The organism is Haloferax marinisediminis, assembly GCF_009674585.1.
GTDB lineage: Archaea > Halobacteriota > Halobacteria > Halobacteriales > Haloferacaceae > Haloferax > Haloferax marinisediminis.
In genome coordinates, this window is record NZ_WKJP01000001.1 from 12,551 (window position 1) to 37,889 (window position 25,339).

General features: G+C 62.1%; 27 protein-coding genes and 1 tRNA gene. 13 read left to right on the forward strand and 15 right to left on the reverse strand.

Going from position 1 to position 25,339, the window contains the following annotated elements:
* Positions 1–29 precede the first annotated feature (29 nt).
* Positions 30–566, forward strand: a complete 537-nt coding sequence (locus GJR98_RS00070) for a CinA family protein (RefSeq protein WP_151134197.1) — start codon at positions 30–32, stop codon at positions 564–566.
* Positions 567–653: 87 nt separating this feature from the next.
* Complete coding sequence (locus GJR98_RS00075; RefSeq protein ID WP_151134199.1) at positions 654–1,181, forward strand: metal-dependent hydrolase; 528 nt, start codon at positions 654–656, stop codon at positions 1,179–1,181.
* Positions 1,182–1,227: 46 nt separating this feature from the next.
* Here GJR98_RS00075 and GJR98_RS00080 read toward each other — a convergent pair whose 3' ends face one another.
* Positions 1,228–1,962, reverse strand: coding sequence for a PHP-associated domain-containing protein (locus tag GJR98_RS00080; RefSeq protein ID WP_151139342.1), 735 nt, complete (start codon positions 1,960–1,962; stop codon positions 1,228–1,230).
* 128 nt (positions 1,963–2,090) lie between these two features.
* On the opposite strand from GJR98_RS00080, the gene GJR98_RS00085 reads away from it, so the two are divergent.
* Positions 2,091–2,393, forward strand: coding sequence for a DUF7565 family protein (locus GJR98_RS00085; RefSeq protein ID WP_151134202.1), 303 nt, complete (start codon positions 2,091–2,093; stop codon positions 2,391–2,393).
* 102 nt (positions 2,394–2,495) lie between these two features.
* Here the strand turns inward: GJR98_RS00085 and GJR98_RS00090 are convergent, their stop codons facing one another.
* From GJR98_RS00090 to GJR98_RS00115, 6 genes are all read right to left on the reverse strand, one after another.
* A complete protein-coding gene (locus tag GJR98_RS00090; protein ID WP_151134205.1) occupies positions 2,496–2,948 on the reverse strand; it encodes a transcription elongation factor Spt5 in 453 nt (150 codons plus the stop codon).
* A 1-nt stretch (position 2,949) separates the two neighbouring features.
* Complete coding sequence (locus GJR98_RS00095) at positions 2,950–3,123, reverse strand: protein translocase SEC61 complex subunit gamma (RefSeq protein WP_004044219.1); 174 nt, start codon at positions 3,121–3,123, stop codon at positions 2,950–2,952.
* 143 nt (positions 3,124–3,266) lie between these two features.
* Entirely contained in the window at positions 3,267–4,400 is a 1,134-nt protein-coding gene (ftsZ, locus tag GJR98_RS00100; protein ID WP_151134207.1) for a cell division protein FtsZ, read from the reverse strand.
* A gap of 155 nt (positions 4,401–4,555) precedes the next feature.
* Complete coding sequence (locus GJR98_RS00105; RefSeq protein ID WP_151139343.1) at positions 4,556–5,875, reverse strand: D-aminoacyl-tRNA deacylase; 1,320 nt, start codon at positions 5,873–5,875, stop codon at positions 4,556–4,558.
* Positions 5,876–5,968: 93 nt separating this feature from the next.
* Complete coding sequence (locus GJR98_RS00110; protein ID WP_154269674.1) at positions 5,969–7,330, reverse strand: sodium:calcium antiporter; 1,362 nt, start codon at positions 7,328–7,330, stop codon at positions 5,969–5,971.
* A gap of 87 nt (positions 7,331–7,417) precedes the next feature.
* Positions 7,418–8,389, reverse strand: a complete 972-nt coding sequence (locus GJR98_RS00115; RefSeq protein ID WP_151134210.1) for a calcium/sodium antiporter — start codon at positions 8,387–8,389, stop codon at positions 7,418–7,420.
* Between the two features lie 145 nt (positions 8,390–8,534).
* Here GJR98_RS00115 and GJR98_RS00120 point away from each other — a divergent pair, with 145 nt between their 5' ends.
* Genes GJR98_RS00120 through GJR98_RS00140 form a run of 5 tightly spaced genes read left to right on the forward strand, consistent with a single transcriptional unit; the run spans position 8,535 to position 13,232 of the window.
* Complete coding sequence (locus GJR98_RS00120) at positions 8,535–9,344, forward strand: shikimate dehydrogenase (RefSeq protein ID WP_151134213.1); 810 nt, start codon at positions 8,535–8,537, stop codon at positions 9,342–9,344.
* Between the two features lie 44 nt (positions 9,345–9,388).
* Positions 9,389–10,099 carry a helix-hairpin-helix domain-containing protein gene (locus GJR98_RS00125; RefSeq protein WP_151134216.1) on the forward strand — a complete coding sequence of 237 codons (711 nt, stop codon included), beginning with the start codon at positions 9,389–9,391 and terminating at the stop codon, positions 10,097–10,099.
* A 57-nt stretch (positions 10,100–10,156) separates the two neighbouring features.
* Complete coding sequence (pabB, locus tag GJR98_RS00130; RefSeq protein WP_151134219.1) at positions 10,157–11,653, forward strand: aminodeoxychorismate synthase, component I; 1,497 nt, start codon at positions 10,157–10,159, stop codon at positions 11,651–11,653.
* The gene (locus GJR98_RS00135; RefSeq protein WP_151134222.1) at positions 11,650–12,318 is read left to right on the forward strand and encodes an anthranilate synthase component II; all 669 of its coding nucleotides are present in this window, start codon (positions 11,650–11,652) and stop codon (positions 12,316–12,318) included. Before pabB ends, GJR98_RS00135 begins: the two co-directional genes overlap by 4 nt.
* Complete coding sequence (locus tag GJR98_RS00140) at positions 12,315–13,232, forward strand: aminotransferase class IV (protein ID WP_151134225.1); 918 nt, start codon at positions 12,315–12,317, stop codon at positions 13,230–13,232. The genes GJR98_RS00135 and GJR98_RS00140 overlap by 4 nt, the downstream gene beginning before the upstream one ends.
* A 12-nt stretch (positions 13,233–13,244) precedes the next feature.
* On the opposite strand, the gene GJR98_RS00145 is transcribed toward GJR98_RS00140, so the two are convergent.
* Positions 13,245–13,664 (reverse strand): Rieske (2Fe-2S) protein, encoded by a 420-nt coding sequence (locus tag GJR98_RS00145; protein ID WP_151134228.1) that lies wholly within the window; start codon positions 13,662–13,664, stop codon positions 13,245–13,247.
* A 231-nt stretch (positions 13,665–13,895) separates the two neighbouring features.
* Positions 13,896–15,911, reverse strand: coding sequence for a copper-translocating P-type ATPase (locus GJR98_RS00150; protein ID WP_151139345.1), 2,016 nt, complete (start codon positions 15,909–15,911; stop codon positions 13,896–13,898).
* A 412-nt stretch (positions 15,912–16,323) separates the two neighbouring features.
* On the opposite strand from GJR98_RS00150, the gene GJR98_RS00155 reads away from it, so the two are divergent.
* Positions 16,324–16,923 carry a winged helix-turn-helix transcriptional regulator gene (locus GJR98_RS00155; RefSeq protein ID WP_151134230.1) on the forward strand — a complete coding sequence of 200 codons (600 nt, stop codon included), beginning with the start codon at positions 16,324–16,326 and terminating at the stop codon, positions 16,921–16,923.
* Between the two features lie 180 nt (positions 16,924–17,103).
* Here the strand turns inward: GJR98_RS00155 and GJR98_RS00160 are convergent, their stop codons facing one another.
* Together GJR98_RS00160 and GJR98_RS00165 are read right to left on the reverse strand one after the other, a co-directional pair.
* Positions 17,104–17,622, reverse strand: a complete 519-nt coding sequence (locus GJR98_RS00160) for an anthrone oxygenase family protein (RefSeq protein ID WP_151134233.1) — start codon at positions 17,620–17,622, stop codon at positions 17,104–17,106.
* A 4-nt stretch (positions 17,623–17,626) separates the two neighbouring features.
* The gene (locus tag GJR98_RS00165) at positions 17,627–18,367 is read right to left on the reverse strand and encodes an SDR family oxidoreductase (protein ID WP_151134236.1); all 741 of its coding nucleotides are present in this window, start codon (positions 18,365–18,367) and stop codon (positions 17,627–17,629) included.
* Between the two features lie 152 nt (positions 18,368–18,519).
* Here GJR98_RS00165 and GJR98_RS00170 point away from each other — a divergent pair, with 152 nt between their 5' ends.
* The 3 genes from GJR98_RS00170 to GJR98_RS00180 all read left to right on the forward strand — a co-directional run bounded on the left by GJR98_RS00170 (position 18,520) and on the right by GJR98_RS00180 (position 20,728).
* Positions 18,520–18,984, forward strand: a complete 465-nt coding sequence (locus tag GJR98_RS00170) for a winged helix-turn-helix transcriptional regulator (protein ID WP_151134238.1) — start codon at positions 18,520–18,522, stop codon at positions 18,982–18,984.
* Between the two features lie 134 nt (positions 18,985–19,118).
* A complete protein-coding gene (locus GJR98_RS00175; RefSeq protein ID WP_151134241.1) occupies positions 19,119–19,688 on the forward strand; it encodes a flavodoxin domain-containing protein in 570 nt (189 codons plus the stop codon).
* Positions 19,689–20,143: 455 nt separating this feature from the next.
* Positions 20,144–20,728: a YdeI/OmpD-associated family protein gene (locus GJR98_RS00180; protein ID WP_191965392.1), complete on the forward strand. Its 585-nt coding sequence runs from the start codon at positions 20,144–20,146 to the stop codon at positions 20,726–20,728.
* 418 nt (positions 20,729–21,146) lie between these two features.
* Here GJR98_RS00180 and GJR98_RS00185 read toward each other — a convergent pair.
* The 3 genes from GJR98_RS00185 to GJR98_RS00195 all read right to left on the reverse strand — a co-directional run bounded on the left by GJR98_RS00185 (position 21,147) and on the right by GJR98_RS00195 (position 22,527).
* Positions 21,147–21,221: transfer RNA gene (locus tag GJR98_RS00185), tRNA-Met, on the reverse strand.
* Positions 21,222–21,281: 60 nt separating this feature from the next.
* The gene (locus tag GJR98_RS00190; RefSeq protein ID WP_151134244.1) at positions 21,282–21,749 is read right to left on the reverse strand and encodes a GtrA family protein; all 468 of its coding nucleotides are present in this window, start codon (positions 21,747–21,749) and stop codon (positions 21,282–21,284) included.
* Positions 21,742–22,527, reverse strand: coding sequence for a glycosyltransferase (locus GJR98_RS00195; RefSeq protein ID WP_151134247.1), 786 nt, complete (start codon positions 22,525–22,527; stop codon positions 21,742–21,744). The genes GJR98_RS00190 and GJR98_RS00195 overlap by 8 nt, the downstream gene beginning before the upstream one ends.
* Positions 22,528–22,623: 96 nt before the next feature.
* On the opposite strand from GJR98_RS00195, the gene GJR98_RS00200 reads away from it, so the two are divergent.
* Positions 22,624–24,969, forward strand: coding sequence for a DUF2298 domain-containing protein (locus tag GJR98_RS00200; RefSeq protein WP_151134250.1), 2,346 nt, complete (start codon positions 22,624–22,626; stop codon positions 24,967–24,969).
* On the opposite strand, the gene GJR98_RS00205 is transcribed toward GJR98_RS00200, so the two are convergent.
* Positions 24,966–25,229, reverse strand: coding sequence for an HAH_0734 family protein (locus GJR98_RS00205; protein ID WP_151134252.1), 264 nt, complete (start codon positions 25,227–25,229; stop codon positions 24,966–24,968). The two genes, GJR98_RS00200 and GJR98_RS00205, sit on opposite strands and share 4 nt — an antisense overlap.
* Between the last annotated feature and the right edge of the window lie 110 nt (positions 25,230–25,339).

Consider the following 25,339-nt stretch of genomic DNA (forward strand, 5'->3'; position numbering starts at 1 on the left):
TTTTGTCACGTCGGACCGTCGAGCGACGTATGCGCGAGTTCGAATCCGGCCAACCGGAAGCAGAAGAACGCGTGGGAGACACCCTCCGCGACGCAGGCCACACTGTCGCTGTCGCCGAGTCCTGTACGGGTGGTCTCATCGGGTCGCTCCTCACCGACGTGCCGGGGTCGAGCGACTACTTCGACCGCTCGCTCGTCACCTACTCGTACGACGCCAAGCGCCACGAACTGGCCGTCTCGCGGGAGAGTCTCGACGAACACGGGGCAGTCTCCGAACCCGTCGCAGGTGAGATGGCAGCTGGCGTCCGCGACATCGCCGACACGACGTGGGGTCTCGCGACGACGGGCATCGCAGGTCCAGATGGCGGCCTTCCCGGAAAGCCAGTTGGGACTGTCTTCGTCGGCATCGCGTTCGCGGCCCCGTGGGGGTCGGGAGACTCCTACACGCGTGTCGAACGGTTCGAATACGACGGGTCGCGGACGCAGGTGAAAGAACAGATTGCGCGCGGGGCGCTGGAGTTACTTCGTGAAGAAGTCGAGTCGGTGAGCGAGAACGCAGGCGACTGAGACACGAGGGAATCGACCGTGTTTCGGTAACGCCGTCAGTCGATTTTTCTGGGAAAGCTTTGTATCCCGGCAGGCCAGTTTCAGCGCATGAACAAGAAGGGGCACGTCCTCAATGCCATCCTCTTAGCACTCGGCCTCGGCGTCATCCTCACCATCGACCCGCGAACGTTCGAACCGAATCGCGCGGAGACGTACGTCCTCCTCGCGCAGAAAATCGGACAGTTGTCCCTTCCAATCATTCTCGGCGCGCTCTTTCCCGACGTGGACACTGCCTTCGGCAAACACCGCAAGACGCTCCACAACCTGCCGGTGCTTATCGTGTTTCTCGCCTTCCCACTGGTGTTCGACAATCTGCACTTCGTCTGGATTGGCGTCGCCACGCACTACGTCCTCGACATGGTCGGGTCGAAACGCGGTATCGCGCTGTTCTACCCGCTGTCACCGCAGGAGTACGACCTGCCGACTGGCGTGGCGACGAGTTCGAAGTACGCCGACATCGTCACGTACGTCGTGACTGCTGCCGAACTCGTCGTGCTGGCGGGTATCCACTACTACGTAATCTCACTCGACGTGTCGCTGGCGGACACGGCGGCGGCGTTCACGGCAGTGCTGTGAATTCAGAATAAGCGGTGTTTGTCGCGCGGGCACGGGTCAATCTCGTTCAGTAGACGCTCACGTCGTCGAACTTGCCGTCGTACGCGATGTGGTTCGGATGAGTTGGTTCCATCCCCGACAGGAGTAAGCGGTCTAGCTTCCCCCACGAGTTCTCGTAGCCGAGGTGTGCAAATTCGACTGCGCCACGAATCGTATGCGAGAGACCGGAGCGGCGCATCACTCGGCGGTCGGTCCCGTCACGAAGGGCCTCGACGAGCGCTGCTTCCGAGTCGATGTCGCCGTCGAACTCGGTCCACGCTTCGCCGATGCTCCCGCGGAGGTGGGCGTACGACGACGCAAATCCGGGCAAGCCAGTCTCGCGAGCGATTTCACGCCCGCGACGATTGTGCCGTGAGAACGCTTTGGCGTTGTACGTCTCGACGGCGTCGATGTCGTCGCGGTACTGGGCGATGTCGTCGAGAGTCAGACTCACCGTCAGCAGTTCCGGGTGTGGGACGAGCGTCGCCGCACCCTGTCGCTCGAACTCGTCGAGCGCGCCGTCGAGCGTGATGAAGTCGGGGACGGGGTCGTCGAGGCCGACTGCGAGGAGGTGTTTGCGGTCTTTCCACGACCCGGTGAACACCTCTCGGGCGGGGACGACCAGTAGGTCGTCGTCAGAGAATCGTTCGGCGCGAGCACGAATGTCGGGGAGACGAACAAAGTGCGGAGCGTAGACGAGCACGTCGAGACCACGGGCTTTCGCACGCGAGACGACACTGTCGTCGAGAATCTTCACGTGCATGTCTACCCGAGTCGTCGTGCTCGCGGTCACACGACCACGTGGGGGTAGGCGATAGTTAGTGGTTGCTATTTCTGAGACGACAAGAGACCGAAGAAACGGTTTAGTCCCCCACGTCCGTCGGGTCGAACATGGCCAGGTGGAAGTGCGGTGTCGAAGGGTGCGGTGGTCGATTCGAAGACGTCGAAAGTGTCATCATCCACCAGACGACCGAACACGAGCGTCACGAGTGTAAGGTGTGTGGAACCATCGTTCCCGAGGGCTACTTCGCGATTCGTCACGCCTTCGACGAACACACTCGCGCGGAGTTCGTCCGTGCGTACGAAGCAGATTCGACAGCCGTCCGTATCCGCGAGGACATCAAGGACACTGTCGAAAGTGAAGCCGACCTCAATAGCGTCGTGCAGACGCTTCGCGAGAAAGGCGCGCTGTAATCACGGGTCGGACTCCGGACGTACGTCCGCAGAGACTCATCACACTCGTCAGGTGAGGACGCGAAACACGAAGAGAGAAGAGAAAACTGTCCGAGCCGAAGGTTATCGCTCTTCGGAGTCGAGGACGCGAATCTGGTCGCCGCGAACGGTGACCGGAATCGGAACCGTCGCTTCGTAGAGTTCGACGGTGACCTGGTCTTTCGTCTCGTCGATGCGCTGGACGCGTGCCTTCTCGCCTTTGAACGGTCCGGCGATGAGTTCGACGATGTCACCCTCGGCGATGCCTTCGACGTCCGGCGTTGGCGAGAGGAAGTGTTCGACTTCCGCCATGCTGGAGGTGCCGACCATCCCGCCACTCTCGACGAGCCCACGAGCGTGTGGAATCTCTTCGAGGACGCGAGTGACGATTGCAGAGTCGTCTGCTTCGACCATCACGTAACTCGTGAGCGAGTCGGGTGACAAGACGGCGTGGATTTCGGCGAACTCCTTCGTCGCAATCATGTCCGCGACCGTTCGCTCCTGGCGAGCGGTCGTCTTTACGGCGAAGATTGGCATCTCAGACGCCCCCAGGGAGGAAGCTCATGACTGCGAAGATGATGAAGCCGAGCAGTCCGACCAGGAAGATGCCCGCGCCGGCAATCTTGGAGATCTGAGAGAACTCCTGCCAGGAGGGCGTGCTCGCGAGTTTCAACACGCGAACGTAGCTGTTGAGGTCGTATTTGACGTCCATGTTGGTGGGGGCTAAGACGGCCGGCTTTTTCTATCTATTGATGCTCGTCGCGACGGACCCGTGGGTCAGCGCGCTACGCAACGTCAAAAAACGAATGTGGTCGTGCCCGACCGGCGCCTCGCGATCGAACCGCGACGAGTGGATTACTCGACGTAGTCGATGTCTTCGAGGCGTTCTTGTGCGGCCTCTTGGACCTGCCCATTTCGGCCGTAAATCTGCGGTGATTCGACACCCGTGACGACAATCATCGTCCGCATCATGCCTTCGAGTTCGTCGTCGACGGAGGTTCCCCAGATAATCCGTGCGTCGGGGTCGATACGGTCGTAAATCTCCTCGACGACACCTTCTGCCTCTTCGATGCTCATGTCCGAGCCACCGGTGACGTTGACGAGCGCAGAGTTCGCGCCGGAGATGTCGACGTCGAGAAGCGGCGAGCGGAGTGCAGACTTGACAGACTCCTGTGCCTTGGATTCCGAGTCGGACTCGCCGAGACCGATCATGGCGACGCCACCACGTTCCATGACCGTCTTCACGTCGGCGAAGTCGAGGTTGACCAGACCTGGCTTGGTGATGAGTTCGGTGATACCCTTGACAGAGCGCATCAGCACTTCGTCGGAGACCTTGAACGCTTGCCGAACGGGGAGTTTCCCGACGGCGTCGAGGAGACGGTCGTTCGGGACGACGATGACCGTGTCAGAGACGTCGCGGAGGCGTTCCAGACCCGCTTCGGCGTTCGTTCGTCGGACCTCACCCTCGGCCGTGAACGGCGTCGTGACGATGGCGATGGTGAGCGCACCAGACTCGCGTGCTGCCTTGGCGACGACGGGCGCAGAACCAGTCCCGGTACCGCCACCGAGGCCTGCCGTCACGAACACCATGTCAGAGCCTTCGATGGCGTCGTAAATCTCCTCTTGGGACTCGAGTGCTGCTTCTTCGCCCACCTGTGGAAGCGAACCGGCACCGCGTCCCTGGGTCTTCTGCTCGCCCATGAGAATCTTCGTGTCTGCCCCGATTTCGACGAGGTGTTGCACGTCAGTGTTCGCGGCGACGAGTTTGGCACCCTTGATACCCTCGTCGTGCATTCGGTTGACGGTGTTGCCACCCGCACCACCGCACCCGACCACCGTAATGTTGGTCTGAAGGTCCTTGAGAACCGCCTTCAGTTCGTCATCAGTCATCGTTCCAGACCGGTTGATGTTTTCTGGGCCGCCGACTTCGGTCGCCCCATCCCCCATGTCCTCGGCCTCATCGATTGCGTCGTCGACGATTGAGTCCATATTTGAGCAGATGGTTTACGAGGATGACTAATTATCTTTCCCCCTTGTGTCAGACGTGCGTCTGACAACGACGATATTTGGGGCGTTTAATTACTGTCTGATGACACGTACTTCGGGAAAATCGGACAGTCGCAGTTAATTGATAACTATCTGAGTCAGACAACGAACTCGACAACTCTCTCGCGCGCGACGTCCGCGGGGTCGACAGTCTCTCCGTCGACCTCGACCGCCTGGCCTGACGAGAGTTTCCCGAACGCGGGTCCCTCTGGAACACCCCGTTCACGGGCCGCTTCGGGGTCGAAGGCGCTGACGGACGCTGTGACGCGGCCATCGTCGCGGACCACCGAGTCGTACTTCTGCCGAAGAATCTCACAGAGACGGTCGACGAGTTCGTCGTATCCATCTTCAGTGACCGCTGCACGGCCGACCGCGCGCGTCCCGCCTTCGGTCGTGTGGAAGGCGACAGTCGTCTCGGTGACTGCGTCGAGTGCGTCGTCGAGGTCGACGCCTTGTGCCTCGCCGAGGAGCCCATCCGGAAGCGAGACCGTGTCGTAGGTTTCGGCGTCGATATCCGCCCCGAACCGGAGTCCATCTTCGATTCGTGTGATGTCAGATTCGAGTTCACGAACGCGACCGAGTGGGACGCCTGCAGTCTCGCGGACCCACGTCTCGGAGACGACGCGGTAGCCCTCGTCGTCGAGGACTTCCGCGAGGTCGTCACGGTCACCGTCGACGAGTGCGACGTCTGCTGCCGACGCCTCGAACGCGCGACGGAGCACGTCCCGATTTTCGTCGGGAGAGCCCATCGACTTCAGTTGCCAATCGGCAGCGATGTGGCCGACACACCAGTCAGTGTCTTCGAGGACTCGAAGGAACCGCGGCGCGTAGTGGCCGCCACCAAAGCCCACGAGTTGTCGGTCGGTGTCTGGAGCGACGCCCTGAATGTCGAGGACAGCGGCAGCGACTGCGCGCGCGCCATCGGGGTCTTGCCACTCCGACTCGTCGCTTCCGAGTTCGACGAACATCGAGGGAACAGCGGTCTGGGTTGGACCGTGGTGCGTCGCCTCGATGCCGACTTCGTAGCCGTCAGGGGCGTGGGTTCGGAGTGCCTCGACGACCGCGCGCTGGGCGTTTGGACAGGCGCGGGCGAAGTGCCCTGCTTCACCGCCGTAGTCAGCGGGGCCAAAGTTACCGGTGAAGTGTGCAGTCAGAAGCGGACCGGTCTCGCCAGAGTGCCGAGACACGAATGCGACGAGGTCGATGTCAGAAGCGAACGCTTCGGCGGGGTCGTCGAGATAGATGTGGAGGTCGTCGAACTCACGAAGTTCGAACCCCTCACGGCGATAGAACGTCCCGCCGCCGTCGGCGTCCGGTCGGTCCTCGTCCACCTGTTCGTCCCAGTCGGCGAGAGAGCGAAGGTGCTCGCCGATGTGGACCGATGCGCTGTCAGCGCGACTGACGACGATTCCAATCACGATTCGAGGGTCGCTGAGGGCGGCGAAAAGGCCGTCGGAACCGGCGAGGCGACGCGGCGTCACGGAGGCCGAGAGTCGGCCGAGAAGACGACGTCAGTCTTCAGCCGTCGCCATCGATTCGCCGGGTCCATCGTCGCTGAAGTCACCACGAACCCGACGGACCGACCGTTTGGCGACCGAAAGAAGTTCCCGTCTGCGGAGGACGAACAGTCCGGTTCCGAGTACCAGATAGATGACCGAGAACGCGATGAGTGAGGTAGTCCCGTCGAACGTGACGAGACCGAGGCCCGGAATGGGAAGCGTGACCGACGCCCCCGTGACGGCGTAGACGAACTGCGCGAAGAACAGGCCGAGAAGTGCCAGCGCCTCGCGGACGCTGATTGCGAGCGTGATGAGGATGGCGATGGCGAAGTAGCTCTGTGCGGCGGTCAGCCAGATTTCGCCCATCTGGTGGGTGTCGAGCGGAAGTGGGGCGTAGTAGCCGAGCGAGAGACTGTAGACGAGGACGAGCGTCCCGATGAGGAGCGTCCACTGGTTGAGTTTCGACGAGATGAGGGCGTTGAATCCGGCGGTCGACCGGGCCTTGTTGACGAGATAGGCGACGACGATGAGTTCGGGACTCTCACTCGCGAGCGGGGCGACCCACTGAATCATCAAGAACGGGGGGATGCCGACGGCGGTGCCGAGTTCTTCGAGGCCGTGGGCGAAGGGTTCGACGGCGACGAGGATGACGAACCCCGAGAAGATGAACAACGCGAGCGTCGTGGCGATTCGCTTCGGTTTGACGTACGATTGGAGGTACGCGGGGATGCCAATCTGTTCTTCGTGGTCGTGGGGTGAGTTCAGCGCGACGAGGATGTACGCGACGTAGAGACCGACGAGGACGAACATATCGAACGCCCCGATACCTCCGCCGAGTGGGACGAAGAACGCGAACACGGTCGCTGCGAAGAGGAACAGAATCTCCGTCGAGATGCCCTTGTCCAGTCGAACCGCGTCGGCGAGGAAGCCCGGGCGGTTTTCGACTGCCGTGTCGCCTGTTTCACGCGCTCGGAAGACGGTGAAGAGTGCGATTGCAGACCATCCGATACCGATGAGGATGCGGTTCGCGCCGGTCATGTTGGCGACAGCGAGACTGGCCGCCTCGGCAGACTCGGGCGTGCCGGGGTTGATACCGGCTTCCCACGCGTAGAGGGCGTCGACAGCGTACTCCGGGGCAACCGCGAGGACCGCGAGAATCGCCAGTGCGAACGCGCGCGGCACGTCCGCTTCTGCCGTCTCCGCACCCCACGCGAGGAGGAACGACGCACCGAGGACAGCGACACCGCTCAGTGCCACCGTGACACCAGTCTGAAGCTCGATACCGAAGAGCGTGTGGAGCCCCAGCCACGGTACGGTGAGGAGTGCTGCACCAAACACTGCGACAAGCGGGTGGCTCAGTCGTCGTCGTACCATCGTGACTACACTACCGTCTGGGGGGCCGGTAGCTTTTGTGTTTCAATTTCGTGAGAAGAATGTCAGTCCGGGCAGGCAGTATCCCCGTTACGGGAGGATGAGCCAGAAGAAGACGAGGTAGCTCCCGACGAGAATTCCACCGTCGAGACGAGACACGTCGCGGTTGCGGAGCATCAGCGCGATGACGCCGAACGTGAAGACGAGGAGTGCTGGGAAGTCCAGTGAGATGGTACTCGCAGGGACCTTCACCGGAACCATGATGGCGAGGATTCCGAGGACGGCGACGACGTTGTAGATGTTCGACCCGACGACGTTCCCGATACTAAACTCGGACTCACCGCGGACAGCGCTGATGACGGAGGCAGCCAGTTCGGGGAGCGACGTCCCGAACGCGAGGATGGTCAACCCGATAAATCGCGTGCTGAACCCGTACGCTGCGAGGAGACCCTGTCCACCTTGAATGAGCCAGTTCGACCCGACGAACAGGAGAACCAGGCCGACACCGAGGTAGAGGACGTCTTTGAACTGCGCGGAGACTTCGTCTTCGTCCTCGATGTCGATTTCGTCGGTCCCAATCGCGTCCGCCTTCGCAGACCGAGCACGGTAGACCAGAAACGCCGTGAACGCCACGAGGATGACGAGGAGGACCACGCCGTCGAGCGCACTCAGGTTTCCGTCCAGACCGAGCGCGACGAGCGTGACTGCCGCCGCGACCATGAAGGGGACGTGACGCCGAAGGGTCGCAGTCGAGACGCCCATCGGTTGGATGAGCGCAGAGATACCCAACACGAGACCGATGTTGGCGATGTTGGACCCGATGATTGCGCCCAGTCCGAGGTCAGAACTGTAGCCAAGTCCACTCAACACGGCGACGAACAGTTCCGGCGTCGTCGTCGCGAACGCGACGATTGTCACGCCGACGATTGCTGCCCGAAGACCGAGGCCAATAGCAAGACGTGAGGCACCCTCTACGAGCGCCTCGGCCCCGAGATAGAGTGCGACGATACCAGCCACGAGGAGGGCGGTATCGAAGGAAATCAGGGTTGCGAGTGCCGACATAAGCGGGAGTAGACCGACGGGAGAACAAAAGCACGCCGGTACACTATGCCGTCGGTACCGATTGTCATACTATCCTCGCGTGACAGTCGCGGCGGAATCCGACGCAGACGGGCGAATTATATCGCCGGCGGGACTCCACCCGGCCATGCAAGTGTACGGTCTCGTCGGGAACCCCGTCGGACACTCGTTGTCGCCGCCGATGCACGAGGCGGCCTACGAGGCGACTGGGGTCGATGCACGGTACGTCACCTTCGAACCCGAGCTTTCGGCCATCGAAGCTGCCATCACTGGCGCCGATGCGCTCGGAATCGCCGGGCTAAACGTCACGATTCCATTCAAGCAAGACGTTCTCGAACTGGTCGACCCCGACCCACTCGCCGAACGAATCGGGGCGGTCAACACCATCGACTTCGGCCCGGACGGGCCGGTTGGATACAACACGGATGCGGCGGGAGTCACGCGAGCACTCGAACGTCACGGCGTCGAACTCGATGGTTCGGCCGCTGTCGTCGTCGGTGCTGGCGGCGCAGGCCGCGCGGCCGCGTTCGCCCTCGCCGACGCCGGATCCTCGGTTCATATCGCAAACAGAACGCCAGCGAAAGCCGAGGAACTGGCCAGTGCCGTCCCCGGTGCGACGGGTGGCGGGTTAGACACACTCGACCGGATTCACGACGCCGATATCCTCGTCAACGCGACGAGTGTCGGGATGGAAGCGCCCGACGAGACACCAGTCCCTGCATCGTACCTCCACGCCGACCTCGCCGTCCTCGACGCGGTGTACACGCCAATCGAAACGCGACTCCTCCGAGAAGCGGCCGACGCAGGTGCCGTCACCGTCGATGGCGCGTGGATGCTCCTCCTGCAAGGTGTCGAAGCGTTCGAGGTGTGGACTGGGCTCGATGCACCCGTCGAAGCGATGAACACCGCTCTCCGAAGCCACCTCTCCGACGACTGAGGCCGCCGGTTTTTAAATAACGGGGTTGCATATGACAAACTAATATGGGCTTGCTTGACAGTATTCTGTCCTTCTTGAAATCGCTCCGTGGTGGCGACTCCTCGTCCGCTTCGCACGGTGGACGTGACGAATCGGCAACCGTTACGGTCGAACGAGACACGCGCGCAGAGCGTGAGGAGGCGGATATCGAGACGGAAGCAGCAGTGAAAGAACCGGTCGAAGAGACGACAGAACCCGACACGGAAGCAGCAGTCGAGGAACCCGTAGAGGCCGACGTGGTCGAAGAAGCTGAAGAGGCTGAAGAGACCATCGAAGAGGCAGAACCAGCGGGTGAAGAAGAACCTGAAGCCGATGAGGCTGAGGAAGTCGAGGAGGCTGAAGAGGCTGAGGAAGCGGCTGAGGCAGAGCCCGAAACTGTCGACGAGGCTGAAGACGTCGAAGAGACCGAGGAAGAACCCGAGGCTGAAGAAGCCGAAGACGTCGAAGAGGCTGAAGAAGTCGAAGAGAGTGAAGACTTCGACGAAGCGGAAGAGGCTGAGGAAGCTGAAGAAGAACCCGAAGCTGAAGCTGAAGCTGAATCACCCTCCGTCGATACGGTTCGCGGAATCGGCCCGGCCTACGCAGAACGGCTCTCTGACATCGGTATCGAAACCGTCGCAGACCTCGCAGTCGCTGATGCAGAGGAAGTCGGCGAGGCCATCGACGTGTCGCCGAAGCGGGTTCAACGTTGGATCGACCGCGCGAGCGACGCGTAAGCAGAACGGCTGACACGTCGCGAAACCGTTTACCCGACGCGCCGTTTGGTGCGAGTAATGACCGCACCGACCGTCGTCACCGACCGCGACGACTTTTGTGCGACCGCTGGGGATGCACCAGCAGGCGCGCGCGTCCCTGTCGAAGTCCAGGTCCGAGTTTCGGACCCCTTCGACGCCTATCGGCGTAGCCGACGGGACTCTGGTGGCTTCTTCTACGAGACGACCGGTGGCCAACCCGGATGGGGCGCGTTCGGCGTCGAACCCGTCGAACGCCTCACTGTTGGCGCATCCGCCGTCTCACGAGACGATACCGCACCGACGCTCGCAGCCCTCGAAGGACTCGTCGACTCGGAGACGCTCGTCCGCGGCGAGTGCGACGTTCCGTATCCCTGTGGCCTGTTCGGATGGCTCTCCTACGACGTCGCACGTGAACTCGAAAGACTCCCCGAGTCCACGACCGACGACCGACGCCTCCCACATCTGCAACTCGGCCTGTACGACCTCGTCGCCTCGTGGGAAGAACCGCGCACCGACGGCGACACACGACTGCGAATCACGTGCTGTCCTCGAATCGAATCGGATTCGGACCTCGACGACGTGTACGACGAGGCACGCGACCGAGCAGTGGCACTCGCTCGTGACGCAGTCGACGGCACCCCCGAACCGGTCGCAGCACCCGTCGCATCCCACGAAGCGCAGTTCGAGAGCGAGTGTGGACGTGCGGCCTTCGCCGAGCGGGTTCGGGCGGCAAAACAGTACATCCGCGACGGCGACACGTTCCAGGCGAACCTCTCACAACGACTCGTCGCACCCGCAGCAGTCCACCCCGTCGACGCCTACGCGGCACTGCGAGCGGTCAACCCCGCGCCGTACTCCGGACTTCTCGAACTCCCCGGACTCGACCTCGTGAGTGCGAGTCCGGAACTCTTGCTCCGCATCGATGGCGACCGACTCGTCACCGAGCCAATCGCTGGAACCCGACCGCGAGGGGCGACGCCGGCCGAAGACGAAGCGCTGGAAGCTGACTTGACGACAGACGAAAAAGAGCGGGCCGAACACGCCATGCTCGTCGACCTCGAACGAAACGACCTCGGGAAAGTCTCCGAGTACGGGTCGGTCAGCGTGACCGAGTACCGTCGCGTCGACCGCTACTCGGAAGTGATGCACCTCGTGTCACTGGTCGAAGGGCGGCGGCGTGCGGGAACGACCCTTGCAGATGCCATCGCGGCGGTGTTCCCCGGTGGCACCATCACTGGAGCGCCAAAGCCACGAACGATGGAGATTATCGAGGAACTCGAATCGACCCGCCGTGGACCCTACACCGGCAGTATGTTCGCCATCGGATTCGACGACGCCGCGGTGTTGAACATCGTCATTCGCACGCTCGTGCGCTACCGCGACGAGTATCACCTCCGCGTCGGCGCGGGTATCGTCCACGACTCCGACCCGGACAGCGAGTACGACGAGACGTTGGCGAAAGCCCGTGCCCTCGTCACCGCCATCGACGAAGCGCTCGGTGAGCGCGCGAAGATGACCGTGGGGGCCGACCGATGACCCACATCCTCGTCGTCGACAACTACGACTCGTTCGCCTACAACCTCGTCCAGTACGTCGGTGAGTTCGCAACCAAGGTAGATGTCTACCGAAACGACGACCTGACGACCGACGACATCCGCGACATCGACCCCGACGGGATCGTCATCTCGCCGGGCCCCGGAACCCCAGCAGAGGCGGGCATCTCTGTCCCCACGTTCCGTGACCTCGACTATCCAACGCTCGGTGTCTGTCTCGGTCACCAGTCGCTGTGTGCCGCGCTCGGCGCGCACGTCGGCCACGCACCCGAAGTCGTTCACGGCAAACCATCGCTCGTCGAACACGACGGCAAGGGTGTCTTCACCGGTCTCCCCGACCGAATCGAAGTTGGCCGCTACCACTCGCTCGCGGTCGAACTCGACGACATCCCAGACGAATTGGTCGTCACCGCGTACACGGTCGACGACGACGCCCGAGAGACTGACACCGGACCAGATGCCGGAACCGACGACACACAGGTCGTGATGGGCGTTCGCCACCGCGAGAAACCACACGTCGGCGTGCAGTTCCACCCTGAGAGCATCCTGACCGAGTCGGGCAAAGACATCGTCCGAAACTTCGTCGCGCTGGCCGCTGGAGAGTCACCAGTCGCCGACACGTGGGCGTCGTGGAGGCCCACCCAATGAGCGACGATGACGCCACGCGACGCTACCACGTCGATGGTGACCTCGTTCCGGCGGACGAGGCGTCGATTCCGGTTACTGACCGTGGGTTCCTCTACGGCGACGCCGCCTTCGAGACGCTCCGTACCTACGGCGGCGACGTGTTCCACTGGGACGCTCACGCAGACCGGCTCGCCGAGACGTGTGACGTACTCGGGATGGACCACGGCCTCTCGGACGCCGACCTCCGCGCTCGAATCGACGAGACGCTGGCCGCGAACAATCTGTCGGATGCCTACGTTCGACTCTCGATTACGCGTGGGAGTCAACCCGGCCGCCTCACTCCTGCCGAGGACGTCGACCCGCGAGTCGTCGTCATCGTCGAACCACTGCCGCGTGGTGGGCGCGGGTCGGACCCTGTCTGGGACGGCCCAGCGACGGTCCAGACGGTCAGAACGCGCCGAATTCCGGACCGCGCGATTCCCGCACGGGCGAAGACCCACAACTATCTCAACGGCATCCTCGCACGCCTCGAACTCCGCGTCACCGGCGCGGACGAGGCACTCATGCTCGATTCAGACGGCTACGTCACCGAAGGTGCGACGAGCAACCTGTTTTTCATCGACGACAACGCGCTCTGCACGCCGAGTCTCGACGGGCCGGTCTTGCCGGGCATCACCCGACGAGTCGTCTTAGACCTCGCCCGACAGGAGGGCATCCCGATTCGGGAGCGACGCTTCACCCCGGACGACGTGCGCGGCGCGAACGAGGCGTTCCTCACCAACTCGACGTGGGAACTCCGTCCCATCGAGACGGTCGATGGTATCACCGTCGGCGACGGACCGGTGACGAAACTCCTCTCACGTCTGTACGACGACTACGTCGAACGACGACACTACGAAAACGAGTCACTCGACGACGACACTGTACCCGAATAACCGCGAGGGCGCTCAGAACTCGACGTTCGACTTCGAACTCCGGTCGGCGGGGTCCGTCTCGATTGCGCCGGGTCCCTCGAAGGAGAAGTCGTCGTCGGAGAGGAACACGTGGTCGCCGTCGATGGTGATGTCGAGGCCATCGAGGACGGCACCCTCACACGGGCCGTAGTTGCAGTAGCCGGAATCGGCCTCGAAGTACGCGCCGTGATTCTCGCAGATTATCTCGCCGTTTCGCATCTCCGCACCCGACCCCTTGTCGAGTTTGATGTTCGTCAGGTGCATGCAGTAGTTCAACCAGCCCTTGATGTCGCCGTCGTCTCGCACGAGGATTGCCTCGCGTACCTCTTCGTCGTCGTCGTCGGTGATGCGAAAGAGGAACGTCGTGTCTGCGGGCACGTCGTCGACAGAACAGATTCGTTCGAGGTCGCTCATTGGGCTTTCGTTGGAGTGCGGTGGAAAATCTCCTTCGGAAGTGGTCGGTGAGGAGAGACGGTACGTGCATGACGTTACGGAGTATCGTGGTAGGCAGTTTTGTCGAACCCCTCAGAACATGACAGGAATGGCGTGCTAAATATAGAGGCTGTATCTCCCACCGTCTTTCACCTGTCATACTACTCTCTGACGGCGTTCAGATCAAAACGCGCCTCCGAGAGTCGAATGACGTCAGTCCGCGGGGTGAGAGCGCCCCAACACAGACACACTCGGAAGCGATGGGAGTTCCAGATCAACCTGCCGGAGGAACTGTGCGTTGATCGCCACGATCACTGTCGAGAGTGACATCAACAGCGCACCCACCGCTGGTGAGAGCAAGATTCCAGCCGGTGCCAGGACGCCAGCCGCGAGTGGAATCGCGAAGACATTGTACCCGGCTGCCCAGACGAGGTTCTCCTGCATCTTCCGATAGCTCGCCTTGCTGAGTTTCACGAGGCGAACCACGTCCGTCGGGTTGTTCTGCACGAGGATGATGTCTGCCGACTGCACCGCGACGTCCGTCCCGGAGCCGATGGCGATGCCGATATCGGCTCGCGTGAGCGCCGGGGCGTCGTTCACGCCGTCACCGACCATCGCCACGAGGTTTCCTTGCTCTTGGAGCTCCTGAACCTTCTCGTCCTTGTCTTCGGGGAGGACCTCGGCGAACACCGTGTCGATACCGAGTTCGTCGGCAACCGCGTTGGCGACGTCCGCAGAGTCACCGGTGAGCATCGCCACCTCGATGCCGAGTTCGTGGAGCGCGTCGACGACCTGGTAGCTCTCCTCTCGGATCACGTCCGCCAGAGCGAACGCCGCGACGGGCTCGCCGTCGCGGAGGAGGTACACCACCGTGCGTGCGTTCTCGCCGGACCGCTCGGCGAACGCCCGGAGCACGTCGGGAACCTCCCCCTCCATGGTCGAGAGGAGGTTCGGCCCGCCGACGTGGATGAGTTCGTCATCGACCCGTGCCCGAACGCCCTGCCCTTTGATCGCCTCGAAGCCGGTCGCACGGGGACTGTCGACATTTCGCTCGGTGGCCGCCTGACGGATGGCTTCGGCGATCATGTGCTCGGAGTCGGCCTCGACGGCCGCCGCCAACCCGAGCGCTTCCTCGTCCGTGATACCCTCGACGGTCTCGATGTCCACGACGCCCTGCTCGCCTTCCGTGAGGGTCCCCGTCTTGTCGAAGACTATCACGTCGAGCTCTCGAGCCTGTTCCATCGCGATCCGGTCTCGGACGAGCATGCCGTTCTGCGCGGCGAGGGACGTGTTGATGGCAACGACCAGGGGAACCGCGAGTCCAAGCGCGTGCGGGCAGGCGATGACCAGCACCGTGACCACGCGTTCGATCACCGTCACGTCGAACGTGGTGGCGACAGTCCAGGCAACCCCCGTCACCACGGCGGCCGCGAGCGCCACGTAGAACAGCCAGCCAGCGGCGCGGTCGGCGAGCATCTGTGTCTTCGATTTGCTCTGTTGGGCGTCCTCGACAAGTCGCATGATTCCGGCCAGCGTCGTCTCGTCGCCCGTCGCGGCGATCCGCACGCGGAGGCTCCCGTCGCCATTGACCGTCCCGCCGATTACCGCCGCACCCGGTTCCTTGGTGACTGGCTTCGACTCGCCGGTGATCATCGCCTCGTTGACGTCCGAGTCACCCTCCTCGACGACGCCGTCGGCGGGGACGCTCGCACCCGGCCGAACGAGGACGAGGTCGCCCTCGCCGAGGTCACTCACCGAGACCGCCTCAGTCTCACCCGTCTCGGTGATGCGCTCGGCCGTGTCGGGAATCAGCTTCGCGAGTTCGTCCAGTGCACTCGAAGCCAGTCGGACCGACCGCATCTCGATCCAGTGGCCCAGCAGCATGATGTCGATGAGCGTCACCAGTTCCCAGAAGAACGCCGCCGTCGTGGGGAAGACCACGCTCGCGAGGCTGTAGACGAAGGCGACGGAGATCGCCATCGAAATGAGCGTCATCATGCCGGGTGCACGGTCACGTAGTTCGGGGACGGCCATCTTCAGGAACGGAATTCCACCGTAGGCGAAGACGATTACCGCGAATACGGGGTTGACCCACTCACTGCCGGGGAACACCGGGACGGAGAAGCGCAGCCACTCCTGCAGTGTCGGGCTGTAGAGGAGGACGGGAATCGAAAGCAGCGTCGAGACAAAGAACCGCCGTCGGAACAGCTGTTCGTGCCCCTCGTGCATGCCGTTGTGGCCGCCGTCCTCACCATGGCCCTCACCGCTGCCGTGGTCGTGCTGAGCGTCGTAGGCGTTCACCGCTTCACCATCGGTGGCGACCCCATGGCTGTCGTGAAGGTGTCCGCTCTCGGTATGTTCGGGTCGCGCGTGTTCGTTATGTCGGTCGCTTCCCTGACCTGTGGGCGTCTTGGTCCTGCTTCGGTTCTCGTCTCGGCCGTGTCTATCGTCGTGCGTCATGAGTTATCACCATACACTGGTATCGGTTCTGTGTCGGTCCATCGAGGGGTTGAGTTCTGTACTCACGTACCTATACGGTCCCCCTATCTATGCGGATTTTGCCTAGCAAAGCTAGGTAGAAAGCGCTCTAAAGTTTCCAAATTAAGGAAAGAGATATTCTGATAGGCAGTCTACCCTGCGTATGCGCACACTCGACGAGACGGACTTCGAGATCCTTCGACTCTTGACCGAAGACGCACGCCGGTCCTACCGCGAGATCGCCGAGGTCGTCGACCTCAGTTCCCCGTCGGTATCCGACCGTGTGAGTCGCCTCCAGGAGATGGGTATTATTCGCAGGTTCACGCTCGACCTCGACCGCTCGAAACTCCGTGGGGGTGTTCCCGTCCTCGTGGAACTGTCGGTTCGACCCGACGCCGTCGAGGAGATCAGTGATACACTCGCGCTCGCGGACGGTGTCGAGCACGTGTTCATGGGCTCGGACCCCCGGGTCTTTTTCCAGTCACGGCTCCAGAAGGCGGACGTGCGAACGTTCCTGACGAAGACGTTCGACTCAGAGGAGTGGGGGGCGATCACTGACTACGAGGTGGCCGTGCTCACGAGCGCCGACTGGACGCCACAGATCAGTGGAACAGACCTCGCAGTCACCTGTGCCCAGTGTGGCAATGATGTGAATGACGAGGGTGAAACGCTCCGACTCGACGGCCGTCTGTACTACCTCTGTTGTCCCTCCTGTCTGGAGCAGTTCGAATCCCGCTACGACCAGTTCAGTGCGAACGCCTGACTGCGTCGGATACGTGGACCGTCTCGTCCGGCCAGTCGCCGACAGGCACTCGCCACTGGCTATTCCTCAGCCGGTTCGTAGACCCTTTAGCATGAACGGTGACGACGCAATGATTCCTAGAAACCGAAGGCGAATACGGAGGCACGTCTCCAAAATAAGCGACCGGAAACACGGCATACGCTATGCACCGAACGAAGCGACTGCGGCGAGGTAAAGCGCGAACGAAGCCACTGCTGCGGTCGTTCTGACGTGGTTCCATCGTGTCCACCTTGCTCGAACAGCGGCCCAGTCTTCTGGTGGCGACACCGGAGACCAGGTGGCGATGTGTTCGTTCATCGGGATGTGGATCCGCGCCGTGACGAAGAACGCTCCGGCGAGGTAGATGACGGTTCCTGCGAGGTACAGTTGTCCGTAAAACGTCTGCCAGTCCCCGTGAAGAACCAAGACCGCCGCACCACCGAGCGGTACGACGGCGGCACTGAAGAACACGACTCCGAACAGGGCGTTCAGCACCTTCTCGTTGATCTCCTGCATCACGTTCGTGTACTCCGATGACGAGAGCGTCTCCAGTGCCAGCACCACACTCACCGAGTACGCGAAGAAGAACCCGGCCATGAGTCCACCGAGAACGGCCGAAACCGCCAGCACAAACACGACCGGCACGTCGAGGAGGGTGCTGACCTGGAGTATTGGAACCACTACTCTATGCCTCCGAGGACGTTTCGACAGGACTGTTCTGCTGGGCCCAACTGCTATCGACGAGAGCAGGTGAGGCGACGGCCTTCGCGTCGGTTCGAGCGACTACCTCGAACGTCCGGTTAACGACGTCTGGGGCGAACAGAGACGCGACCATGAGTCGAGCGACGTCCGCTCTGGGAATCGATCCAGTCATGGTTTTCGAGCCTTCCGCGACGAGAACGTCTCCCGTCGCCGGGTCGTCGTTCATCCAGCCGGGACGGATGATCACGTAATCGAGGCCTGATTCGAGGAGCGCCTGCTCAGCCTTATCTTTCTCTCGGACGGCCCAGCGAAGGACGATTAAGCGGGCCCAGAACGGCATTCCCTGACGGGAGTCACCGACACCGATGGAACTCTGGAGGACGAAGGTTCGGACCCCTTCGTCGACGGCCGCTTCGATGAGGTTCAAGACGCCGTCTCCGTCGACGACACGGCTTGGGCGGGTCAGCCCTGTCGTCAGACTCGAACCCGCAGCGAACAGGACTGCGTCGCAGCCTTCGATAGCGCGCCGTGCGTCTTCGGGGTTCAACAGGTCACCGACGACCACCTCGTCAGCACCGTGTGCCACGAGCGACTCGCGATTGTCGGCCGACCGGGTCATCGCGCGAACGGAAACCGACCGTTCGTTGAGCTCGCGGAGGATCTCACGCCCGGTTCTGCCACTGGCTCCGGCGACGAGTACTTTTGAGGGATATTCTTGTCTCATAGTTCTTGGACGTCGTACGGGGGTTGATACCAAAAAGTGTCCAGTTTCTTAAATGAAAGTAACTATCTCGACGGAAAGCGGCGGTTCGAGTGTCAGAACGGTCATATGATGGGTATAGTATCTATATCTCATCGTCAGTTGTAGCAACCGTGATGAAGCCAATCGACGGGGAGAAGGTTCCCTCCTCAGAGTCGGAGCACGCGGTAGCATCGGCACGACTAGACCCGGAAGCGGTGGTGACGGAGTACTTCTACCTACTCGAAGGAGTGCCGCCGATCGACGAGACGCCCAGAGAGCTGAACGAGACCGTCCGTACGCTTCTCGAGTTACTCACCGGCGCACATGCGATGGCGCTATTCTACGCGCTCTTCTGCGAGCAGCGCCCGCTTCGGTTCACGGAACTCGAAGCGGCGACGGGTGCATCGCCGAAGGTGCTCTCACGACGACTGAAAGAGTTCGTCGAGGCGGGGCTCGTCACGCGCCGTTCTTACGACCAGAGCCCTCCACACGTCGAGTACGAACCGACGACGATGGCAAAGGAACTCGACCCCGCGTTTCAGTTCCTCTTCGCGTGGGCCGCACGCCACGACCAACTCACAGGTGGTCTTCCTGAATAGGGCCTATCTACGACTGAGCGCGACCCGGGTATCGCCTCACACCGACCCATACACAAATGCCGCACTTGGGGTCACCTCGGTCGGGGTCGAGAGTCTGCAGCTAGTATTTGACTGATGTCGGCGTTATCAGATGCATGGCCACTATTCTCACCGTGTTTGGAACTGGCGAGGGACAGACCACAAAGATAGCTGACAGCATCACGGAGGAATTCAGAGGTCGCGGCCACGAGGCAACAACGGTGAACGTTGCGGAAATCGATCCCGAACTCGGTCTCGACGAGTTCGACGCTGTCTTGATCGGCGCGTCGGTTCACTATGGGAGACAACAGAAGTCGGTTAAGAAGTGGGTCAAAACGAACCGCGACGTACTGGTGAGAAAGCCGAACGGGTTCTTCCAAGTCTCCGGTGCGTCCGGGGCGAAGAATAACGAGGGGCACGCGGAGGCGACGGGGTATGTCGACAAGTTTATCGACGCCACGAACTGGCGGCCCGACAGAGTTGCCCTCTTCGGCGGCGCACTACGGTTCTCAGAGTACGGTTTTCTCAAGCGAGCGCTGCTGAAATTCATCGTGAGGAATCAGGAATTCGAGACGGATGAGTCAGGAGACGCCGAGCTCACCGACTGGGAATCGGTCGTGTCGTTTGCCGGTGAGTTCGCCGTGTTCGTTGAGGAGCGGCTGAGCGAGGCGGTCGAAGCAGACTGAGGACCGACCGACAGCAGACGACCGGTTGGCCTTCACGAACTGACACTAGACGGTCACTAATTCGGCCGAGAACAGATGAACGGGGCGGGCAATAGAAGCGCGACAGGTCTCGGGCCGACGAACCCGGCATCCGCTCGACGGATGAGCCAGAGCGACAGTGACCGACTCGCGCCCTCTATTCAGCATGACCGCAGGAACCTCACCAATCGCTGTCAGAAGCGGCGTGCAACACTCAGAGAGTAAGTTCAGCACAAGTTGTTGTGTGCCACTCGTTCTCATTTCTGGTTGAACTTCTCGACGAATTTAGCACAAGAGATCACTAGCCCAAGACGTGTTCGGAGCGGTCAGTAGAAGCGACGGTGTTTCCGAAACATGATTCCATATCCAACCCTGAGACGCCCCACAGGCGCTCACGTTCGGAGTATGATTATAGACGCGCGAGGCCTTCTTGAATCATGGACCCGATATTCTTCGACTCTCGCAACGAGTTCCGTACCTGGCTGGAAGAGCACCACGACAGGGCCGAGGTGCTGTGGGTTGGCTACTACAAGGTCAGCGCCGACCGATCCGGTATCGGCTACGGCGAGTCGGTCGAGGAAGCGCTCTGCTTCGGGTGGATCGACGGCCTGGTTAGGGGCATCGACGACGAGACGTACACCCGTCGGTTCACGCCCAGGCGCCACGACAGCAAGTGGTCGAAAGCGAACAAGGAGCGGGTCGAAGCGATGGTCGAAACGGGGAAGATGAACCCGGCAGGAATGGAACTCGTCGAAGCGGCGAAGGAATCGGGCGAGTGGGCGGCTGCCTATCGGCTGGCCGACGACCACGAAATCCCGGCCGAACTTGAGGCGGCGCTGCGTGAGAACGAAACTGCTTGGGAGAACTTCCAGAACTTCTCGAACACTGACCAGCACGCTTTTATCGTGGCCGTTGAGGAGGCTAAGACGGACGAAACCAAGCAAAAGCGCATCGCACGAACGGTCGAACTTGCGGCGCAGGACCTCCGAGCATACGACGAGAACAACAAGCGGCGGCTGTGATGAGGCCTTTTCGGAGGGAACCGTCTTTCAAGAAATTTCTTTTTCTCGTGTTCCATCTCGTCACCATTGCGAACGAAGTTATGGCTATGCTCACCGGGACTGGTCGTGCAGTAGGCGCCCTGTATCGACCGGGCCGATCGGCTCGAAAGCGACAATCGCTGGTGACCGACTCGCGCCTTCTATTCAGCATGGCTTCGACAAACTATCAAAATTAGTTCATTTCAACAGGTCCTGAGAGATGGATGTGAACCTCGTGGGACAGCGCGTCACGTACCTATCGGTTCACTTCGCTTGCGGGTACCTCACTCGCAACGCTTCGCGCTGCTCCCCGGTTCAAACCTACTGAGCTAGGAGGCCGACCTCAGTGGGTCACGCCGAGACGAGACTCGGCGTTCAGGAGTTGAGGTCGGCAAAAACATAGCGGGAGGTAGATTTGAACTACCGATCTCCGGGTTATGAGCCCGGCGGAATCTCCTGGCTATCCCATCCCGCTGAATCAACAAATGCGACGTTCACTGTTAAGGCTTCTGTTTCGCTAGCTGTGTGGCAATTTTCACCGTGAGTCACGGTGACTCGAACCTCCCCCAATCCGCCACGTGAACAGGCTCTCAGCGACGTAGTTCAAGAACATCGACGCGCCGATTGCGATGGGGAGCGGGATGAGTTGCCAGAGGTCCACACCAGCGACGGGAATCGTCAGTGGAACCTCTCTGAGGAGTCGGACGACGACCACCTGCACGACGAGGCCACCGCTCCTGACGAAGTTCGACTTCACGAATCGCCGAACCTTCGCAGTGAGGTGGTCAGACCCCGCGTCCGCGAACGTCCAGCGGTCGTTGATGATGAACATCACGACGATTGCGACTTCGGCGCCAACGAGTTTGGCCACCTCGCCGACGACGCCGAAAAAGAGGATGAGCAAACTGCTCACGGTGAGGTCGAACACCGCGCCGACGGCACCCACCGACGCGAACTTGCCGAACCGGGCGCCAGACAGGAGGGCAGAGAGACGGTCAGTCATCCGTGACCTCTACCGAGGACTCCTCGACGAGGGTTCGCTGGTCGTTTCGGGCGGCGATGAACTCGTGGATTCTGTCCTCTCGAATCGTCCGCGCACGGTGACGCGAGCGAGCGAGGCCACGAGCCATCTTGAGACTCGTGTCTATCGGCGAGACGGTCGAATTCGGTTGGTCCTCCCAGACCACCGGGACTTCCGCGATACGATGGTTGAACGCGCCCGAGACGGCGATGAGTTCGATATCCCACGCGAAGCCCGGTTCGTACAGGTGTGTTCGCACGTCCGCCCACGCGGACGCGGTGAGAGCCTTCGCACCGCACTGATAGTCGTACAACGGAACGTCGGTGAGGTGGCGCGCCAACCACGCGAATCCGTCACCGAGGTAGCGACGCGCGACGGTCTGGTGGGACGCAACCGTCGCCTTCGGGTGTCGTCGTGACCCGACTGCGAGGTCAGCACCTTCGAGGACTGCGTCGACGACCCTCGCCATCGACTCGGCCGGGGTGCTCCCATCGGCGTCTGCGAACGCGAGGATATCGGTGTCGAGTGCTTCGAACCCCGCGGTGATGGCCGCGCCCTTCCCGCGGCGCGCATCGACGGGGTTCACGACAGCGACCGCTGGGAGCACATCGAGTGCGTCGAGGGTCTCTGAATCCGGTGCGTCGAGTTCGACACGGACCACCTCGGGGTCGATCTCCTCGACGAGGGCGTGAACGTACGGAATCAGACGATCGGGGTTCGGCCGATAGGCAGGAACTACGACCCCGATAGACTGCGACATGCACGTCCATTCTTCGAACGGGGTAAAAAGCAAACCGCTCTCGCACGCACCAGCCATCACAACACGTATTGTGTCGGCCGAACCTTCCTCCGACAGATGGAGTACGCCCTCGTTGTCCGTTGGCTGGTGATGTTCGCGGCCCTCTGGGCAGTCGGTCTCCCGCTCTCGGCCCGACTGTTCCGCCGCCTCCCCGGCCACGGCGCTGGTTTCACACTCCCCGTATCGCTCGTCGTCGTGACCCTGCCGGTCTACTACCTCGGGCACGTCTCGTTCGGTCCCGCGACGCTCCTCGTCGGTCTCGGCGTCTTCGTCGTCGCCTCGGCACTGAGTGGCCTCGACAGGACTGCACTTCGTCGCGGTGAAGTCCGCCTCGCGTCCGACCTCGACATCGACACACGGGCAGTCGCCGAAGCCGCCGCAGTGTTCGCCCTCGCGTTCTTCTTCGCCGTGGGAATCCGCGCCCTCGACCCGGCAGTCCACGCTGGTGGGGGCGAGAAGTTCCTCGACTTCGGTCTCCTCCAGTCACTCGCTCGCGCCTCGGTCCTGCCGCCCGAAGACATGTGGTTCGCGGGCGAGTCGGTCCGCTACTACTACGGTGGCCACCTCGTGTCGATACTGCTTGCGTGGCTCACGGGAACCGAACCGGAGTTCGCCTACAACCTCGCACTCGCAGGGTTCTTCGGATTCCTCGTCACGGCAGCGTTCGAACTCGGGCGTGGCATCTCGGTCGTCACCGGTTCCAACGGACGCCTCGGTGGCATCCTCTCTGCGTTCTTCGTCGGCTTCGCCAGTAACCTCGTCACGGCGGGTCGCTTCCTGCTTCGCGAGCTCCCCGAGGACATCCAGCGACAACTCGCACAGTTCGTCGCCGAACGCTCACGGTACACCGTCGCCCAGCTCCTCGCGAGGCCGAGTGAGTTCTCGTACTGGGACGCGAGTCGCATCATTCCCGGGACGATAAACGAGTTCCCGCTGTTCGCGTGGCTCAACGGTGACTTGCACGCACACATGATGGGGACGCCGTTCTTGCTCCTCGCCGCTGGCCTCGCGTTCGCGTACTTCCAGACGCCCGAAGACGCAGTCCGTGAACGACGATTGCTCGTCGGCGTCACCGCCGTCGTCGGCGCACTGCAAGTCGTCGTCGACACGTGGAGTTTCCCGTCGATATTCGGCGTCCTCTTCCTCGGGATGGTCTTCGCACCGGCGCGTCCGTGGACGCTCCTCCCCGGCCGTGAGCGACTTCGAGCACTCACCCAACAGAGTCCAGTTGCCGAAGAGAGTGCCCGGCTCGTCGGAACTGCGGCCGTCGTCGGCGTCGCAGGCGTCGTCGCCGTCGTCCTCGCGAGTCCGTTCCTCCTCAGTAGCGTCGCGGGCGGTGGAAGCACCCGAACGATCGAGATTCTCGGGCCAGTCGACCGGAGTGGCTTCGGCCCCCTCCTCCTCGTTCACGGCGCGTTCATCGGTGCGTTCGCGCTCCACTATGTGCAACGACTGGGTTCGAAGCAAGTTCTTCCAGTCGCTCTCGGCCTCGTGGTGCTGACTGCTGTCGCGGTCGTCCACTCTTTCGCGGCCCTCGCACTCGTCGTTCCGTTCGTCGTCGTCGGATGGGTCGTACTCAGACTCGCCGACACCCCACGGTTCGATACGGTCCTCATCGTTGCGGGCGCGGGCCTCGTGGCACTCGTCGAACTCGTCTTCGTGAACGAACAGGCCGGGCCGGGGCGGATGAACACGGTGTTCAAGACGTACATGCAGGTGTGGGTCCTCTGGGGGAGCGCGATGGGCCCCGTTCTCGCAGGATTCGTCCGCGACGCGGCCGACGCGAGCGACCTGTCGCTCCCGAACGTCGACTTCCACGTCCGTTCGGGCGCGATTCGAGTCGTCGGCGTCGCCGTCGTCGTCCTGCTCGTCGCCTCCACGTCCGTCTACGCCGGCCTCGCCGTCGCAGACCACGCGCAAGGTTCACCTCCCGAAGTGACGCTCGACGCGACGGCGTTCGCCGAGTGGTACCACCCGGACGAGGCGACGGCGATAACGTGGCTCGACGAGAATGTCGAAGGCACCCCGACCATCCTCACCGCACCCGGAACGTCGTGGTCCGCGACAGTCGACGACAAACGAGAGCACGTCATGTACGCGTGGCGCGGGAATCCCGAGTCGAGTCTCACGGGCGTCCCAACCGTGGCGGGGTGGGCACACGAAGTCGGCTACCGCGGACCCGACGCGTACTACGACCGGGTTCGAGACGTCGACGCCATGTACGTCGGCGACGAATCGACGCGGGCCCATCTCATCGAATCGTACGACGTGCAGTACGTCTGGGTCGGGCCGGGCGAGCGCGCACGCTACGGAGAGATAGACACCGACGTCCCGTGGTTGACGCCGGTGCACCGCTCTGGGTCGGTTGTGGTCTACGAAGTAGAAGAAGCGAGGCTACCTTAGGCGGCCTGGCCGCTCTTTCGAACGACCTCGATAGCCTCGGCGTCGACGCCCTCGGTGTCGAGCCAGTGAGGGACGAACTCGCGCTTCTCGAACGCTTCGCGCTCGTCTTCGGTCCCGATGGTGCACCACAGTTGGACGCGGTCCGGACCGTGCCAGTCGCCCTGGCGGTCGATCGCGAAGCAGATGTACTCTTCGCCGTCGTAGTTGATGACGGCGTCGCGCCGAATACCGGGGTCGCCGTGGATGATGAGCTTCTTCATGTGCCGGGATTGGCACAGTCACTGCTTAATCGCTTCGGCTTCCGGCGTGCACGCGAGCGCCGGGCAAACCGTGTTCTCCACTGCGCGCACTCGCGCGTTGAGAGGACGAC

Excerpts from the sequence above, each read along its gene's own strand:
- GJR98_RS00095 (WP_004044219.1), bottom strand. The coding sequence starts at position 3,123 with ATGGACGTCAAATACGACCTCAACAGCTACGTTCGCGTGTTGAAACTC.
- GJR98_RS00140 (WP_151134225.1), top strand. The coding sequence starts at position 12,315 with ATGAGCGACGATGACGCCACGCGACGCTACCACGTCGATGGTGACCTC.
- GJR98_RS00115 (WP_151134210.1), bottom strand. The coding sequence starts at position 8,389 with ATGTCGGCACTCGCAACCCTGATTTCCTTCGATACCGCCCTCCTCGTG.
- GJR98_RS00150 (WP_151139345.1), bottom strand. The coding sequence starts at position 15,911 with ATGCACGAGGGGCACGAACAGCTGTTCCGACGGCGGTTCTTTGTCTCG.
- GJR98_RS00155 (WP_151134230.1), top strand. The coding sequence starts at position 16,324 with ATGCGCACACTCGACGAGACGGACTTCGAGATCCTTCGACTCTTGACC.
- ftsZ (WP_151134207.1), bottom strand. The coding sequence starts at position 4,400 with ATGGACTCAATCGTCGACGACGCAATCGATGAGGCCGAGGACATGGGG.
- pabB (WP_151134219.1), top strand. The coding sequence starts at position 10,157 with ATGACCGCACCGACCGTCGTCACCGACCGCGACGACTTTTGTGCGACC.
- GJR98_RS00195 (WP_151134247.1), bottom strand. The coding sequence starts at position 22,527 with ATGTCGCAGTCTATCGGGGTCGTAGTTCCTGCCTATCGGCCGAACCCC.
- GJR98_RS00165 (WP_151134236.1), bottom strand. The coding sequence starts at position 18,367 with ATGAGACAAGAATATCCCTCAAAAGTACTCGTCGCCGGAGCCAGTGGC.
- GJR98_RS00145 (WP_151134228.1), bottom strand. The coding sequence starts at position 13,664 with ATGAGCGACCTCGAACGAATCTGTTCTGTCGACGACGTGCCCGCAGAC.
- GJR98_RS00205 (WP_151134252.1), bottom strand. The coding sequence starts at position 25,229 with ATGAAGAAGCTCATCATCCACGGCGACCCCGGTATTCGGCGCGACGCC.
- GJR98_RS00170 (WP_151134238.1), top strand. The coding sequence starts at position 18,520 with ATGAAGCCAATCGACGGGGAGAAGGTTCCCTCCTCAGAGTCGGAGCAC.
- GJR98_RS00075 (WP_151134199.1), top strand. The coding sequence starts at position 654 with ATGAACAAGAAGGGGCACGTCCTCAATGCCATCCTCTTAGCACTCGGC.
- GJR98_RS00080 (WP_151139342.1), bottom strand. The coding sequence starts at position 1,962 with ATGCACGTGAAGATTCTCGACGACAGTGTCGTCTCGCGTGCGAAAGCC.
- GJR98_RS00120 (WP_151134213.1), top strand. The coding sequence starts at position 8,535 with ATGCAAGTGTACGGTCTCGTCGGGAACCCCGTCGGACACTCGTTGTCG.
- GJR98_RS00085 (WP_151134202.1), top strand. The coding sequence starts at position 2,091 with ATGGCCAGGTGGAAGTGCGGTGTCGAAGGGTGCGGTGGTCGATTCGAA.
- GJR98_RS00180 (WP_191965392.1), top strand. The coding sequence starts at position 20,144 with ATGGACCCGATATTCTTCGACTCTCGCAACGAGTTCCGTACCTGGCTG.
- GJR98_RS00190 (WP_151134244.1), bottom strand. The coding sequence starts at position 21,749 with ATGACTGACCGTCTCTCTGCCCTCCTGTCTGGCGCCCGGTTCGGCAAG.
- GJR98_RS00070 (WP_151134197.1), top strand. The coding sequence starts at position 30 with ATGCGCGAGTTCGAATCCGGCCAACCGGAAGCAGAAGAACGCGTGGGA.
- GJR98_RS00110 (WP_154269674.1), bottom strand. The coding sequence starts at position 7,330 with ATGGTACGACGACGACTGAGCCACCCGCTTGTCGCAGTGTTTGGTGCA.
- GJR98_RS00200 (WP_151134250.1), top strand. The coding sequence starts at position 22,624 with ATGGAGTACGCCCTCGTTGTCCGTTGGCTGGTGATGTTCGCGGCCCTC.
- GJR98_RS00090 (WP_151134205.1), bottom strand. The coding sequence starts at position 2,948 with ATGCCAATCTTCGCCGTAAAGACGACCGCTCGCCAGGAGCGAACGGTC.
- GJR98_RS00175 (WP_151134241.1), top strand. The coding sequence starts at position 19,119 with ATGGCCACTATTCTCACCGTGTTTGGAACTGGCGAGGGACAGACCACA.
- GJR98_RS00135 (WP_151134222.1), top strand. The coding sequence starts at position 11,650 with ATGACCCACATCCTCGTCGTCGACAACTACGACTCGTTCGCCTACAAC.
- GJR98_RS00125 (WP_151134216.1), top strand. The coding sequence starts at position 9,389 with ATGGGCTTGCTTGACAGTATTCTGTCCTTCTTGAAATCGCTCCGTGGT.